The organism is Thomasclavelia sp., from assembly GCF_017889095.1.
GTDB lineage: Bacteria > Bacillota_I > Bacilli_A > Erysipelotrichales > Coprobacillaceae > Thomasclavelia.
Genome location: NZ_JAGHEW010000059.1, coordinates 1 through 2,805 on the forward strand (window position 1 = coordinate 1; position 2,805 = coordinate 2,805).

The window sequence follows — 2,805 nt, forward strand, 5'->3', positions numbered from 1 at the left end:
CGGATCACAGTTAGTTACGATCGTATTGGTTAAACCAAAGCGTTCAACATTTTCGGCTAAAATTTTAGCGCGCAGTTTATTGATATCGTTAGCGATCATCAATCCATCTTCACTTAATTTACTGGCTGCAAAGCAAGTTTTGCCTCCTGGTGCTCCACACATATCTAAAACATAATCATCATGATTAAATTCAACACAATTGCAAACAGCCATGGCACTAGGTTCTTGAATATAGTATAGACCACAGTCAAAATAGGGATGTTTTCCTAACGGATAATGATCGTAATCAAAGTAATAACCACCATTAATATATGGGTGTTTGGTTAAGTATTTTGTTTCTAAGTGATCAATGACATTTTCTTTTTTAGGATTTAAATAAAAGCTTTTGACTGGTTTTTTATTTAATGAGTCAATAAAAGCAGGATAATCAGCTTTTAATAATTCTTGCATTCTTTGTTCAAATTGTTTATCCATAATTTACCTCTGATAGCAAAAAAGACAGTTGAAATCTCAACGTCTTATTTATTTAGTTTATATGTAAGTTTGGCTAAGCGATTAGCTAATCGGCTTAATTCTTGAATCGGTGCTTCAAGATATAAATCAACATCGATTTTATCTAAAAAATCTTCATGTTTTGCATTTTCTTGAAGTCCCACTAATGTTTCGGTTGTAGCGTCTAATGAATGAGTTATTTCATTTAGTTCACCAATAATTTTTTCATAATTCATAGTATTTCTTCCTTTTTAATTATTTATCTATTTGTTAATTATACTCTAAGATACGTCATTTTATCATATTAGTCAATATCCAACTTGTTAAATTGAAAAAATGTGTTTTGAAATTATAAAAGATGATGAATAAAAGCAATTTTAGTAATTAGGCAAATAATATTAAAAAATAATTTTTTAAAAGGGTATTGCTTTTATTGAAAATATTATATATAATAGACTTCGTCGATTGACAAATGATGCCCAAGTGATGAAACTGGTAGACGTAGCAGACTCAAAATCTGCCGGTGTAACAGCCGTGCCGGTTCGAGTCCGGCCTTGGGCACCATTTTTTATTTGATAAAAATCAGAGAAATTAGAGATGCTATTGTTGATAATAGCTTTTTTATTTGCATATTATTAATATACCATAAATATAACATGAATATTCTAAAGTGTTCAAGATATTCTCGGTTATTTTAAAATATTTAGCTAGATTAGTTAGAAAAAAGAGGCCAAATGGCCTCAAAGGAAGGATAAAGATTATTTGGTTTTAACTAACTTTTTTTGATTTTTTTGGTCATAGCTTGCAATTTGTGATTTGATGGTTTTAACTACGTATTGCTGTTGGCTTGGGCCAAGCCGATTAAAAATGTTGATTAGTTCATAATTAGAAATATAGATTTCTGATTTAATGGTGTCAAATTTTTGATCACCGATTGATAATAAAAACCCCGAATTTGTCAACAAATCTAGAAAACTGATTTCTAAAGCATGAGCGATTTTAATGATATTTGTTATTGATATATTATATGTTTCCCCTTTGCTTCCAGTTTCGATATTACTGATTGTTGAAGCAGATATTCCCGATATTTTTTCTAACTTAGCTTGTGACCAGCCTTTTTTTAAACGCAAACTTTTAATATATTTACCAATTAATATTGTTTCAAAATTATCATTCATTTTCCTCCTCCTCATCTAAAAAGATTATATCGTAAAAAAACTTTAAAAACTGCCAAAATAGTATAGACCGATTTAGGCTGAACGCTGGAAGTAACTTTTTTGTAAAAAATATTGACAACTTAGATTCAATTTTATAAAATGGATACAACAACATCTGATATAAATACTGTGAAAAGAAATAGTAGGTATTTATGATAGCGTAGAGAACTCTTGGCTGGTGAAAAAGAGTCTATTTATAAATATTGAATTCATCTTGGAGTAGAGGACTGAATCAATTGTAGTAGGTTTCTCCGGGAACACCCGTTAAAGTGTTAGAGTATGAACTATTTAAATAGCGTACTTGATGAGGCTAATAGAGTGATCTATTAGTAAATGAAGGTGGTATCACGAAGCATCAGCTCTCGTCCTTTTTAGGAGGAGAGCTTTTATTATTTATATACAGAGTTGAATTAAAGAAAAGAGGTATATTTAAAATGATTATTGTAATGAAAATGACAGCAACAGATAATGATGTTGAAAAAGTGTCAAAAATGGTAACAGACAAAGGATTAAATGTAAGTGTTGTTCATGGTACAGAACAATCAATTATCGGGATTATTGGTGATACAACGAAGATTGATCCACGAATTATTGAAGTTGATGAAGCAGTTGATCATGTTATGCGGGTATCCGAACCATATAAATTAGCTAATCGGGCTTTTCATCCTGATGATACAATTATTGATGTTGCCGGAGTGAAGATCGGTGGCGATAATTTAGCCTTGATTGCAGGACCATGTTCGGTTGAAAGTGAAGAACAGGTAATTGAAATCGCTAAATCAATCAAAGCTTCCGGTGCCAATATTTTAAGAGGGGGAGCATTCAAACCAAGAACTTCACCTTATGCTTTCCAGGGAATGGGTTCTTCAGGATTGGATATTCTAGTAGCTGCTAAAAAAGAAACGGGACTGCCAATTTGTTCTGAATTGATGGATGCTTCATATTTGGATGAATTTAATGAAAAAGTTGATTTGATTCAAATTGGAGCAAGAAATATGCAAAACTTTGATCTGCTTAAAAAAGTTGGAGCAGGAACAAATAAACCAATTTTATTAAAACGGGGCTTAAGTGCCACTTTTGAAGAATGGATCATGTC

Annotated in this window: 3 protein-coding genes, 1 tRNA gene, 1 pseudogene and 1 other annotated feature; of the genes and pseudogenes, 2 read left to right on the forward strand and 3 right to left on the reverse strand. The window is 31.4% G+C overall.

From position 1 onward, the window contains the following. Positions 1-474: pseudogene (locus tag J7M77_RS02510) on the reverse strand (RNA methyltransferase); the annotation flags it as partial. Between the two features lie 44 nt (positions 475-518). After that, positions 519-728: a hypothetical protein gene (locus tag J7M77_RS02515; RefSeq protein WP_296875635.1), complete on the reverse strand. Its 210-nt coding sequence runs from the start codon at positions 726-728 to the stop codon at positions 519-521. 241 nt (positions 729-969) lie between these two features. Between J7M77_RS02515 and J7M77_RS02520 the strand changes: the two genes are divergently transcribed. Further along, positions 970-1,056, forward strand: a tRNA-Leu gene (locus J7M77_RS02520). A gap of 194 nt (positions 1,057-1,250) precedes the next feature. On the opposite strand, the gene J7M77_RS02525 is transcribed toward J7M77_RS02520, so the two are convergent. Then, positions 1,251-1,670, reverse strand: a complete 420-nt coding sequence (locus J7M77_RS02525; RefSeq protein ID WP_296875637.1) for a helix-turn-helix transcriptional regulator — start codon at positions 1,668-1,670, stop codon at positions 1,251-1,253. Positions 1,671-1,829: 159 nt separating this feature from the next. Beyond that, positions 1,830-2,082 (forward strand) — a binding site (T-box leader). Positions 2,083-2,143: 61 nt separating this feature from the next. Here J7M77_RS02525 and J7M77_RS02530 point away from each other — a divergent pair. Continuing rightward, positions 2,144-2,805: 3-deoxy-7-phosphoheptulonate synthase (locus tag J7M77_RS02530; protein WP_296875640.1), on the forward strand; the 662-nt coding region annotated here is incomplete at its 3' end.

Bases quoted from the DNA above. Each gene is read 5' to 3' on its own strand.
- J7M77_RS02515 (WP_296875635.1), bottom strand. From the start codon at position 728: ATGAATTATGAAAAAATTATTGGTGAACTAAATGAAATAACTCATTCA.
- J7M77_RS02525 (WP_296875637.1), bottom strand. From the start codon at position 1,670: ATGAATGATAATTTTGAAACAATATTAATTGGTAAATATATTAAAAGT.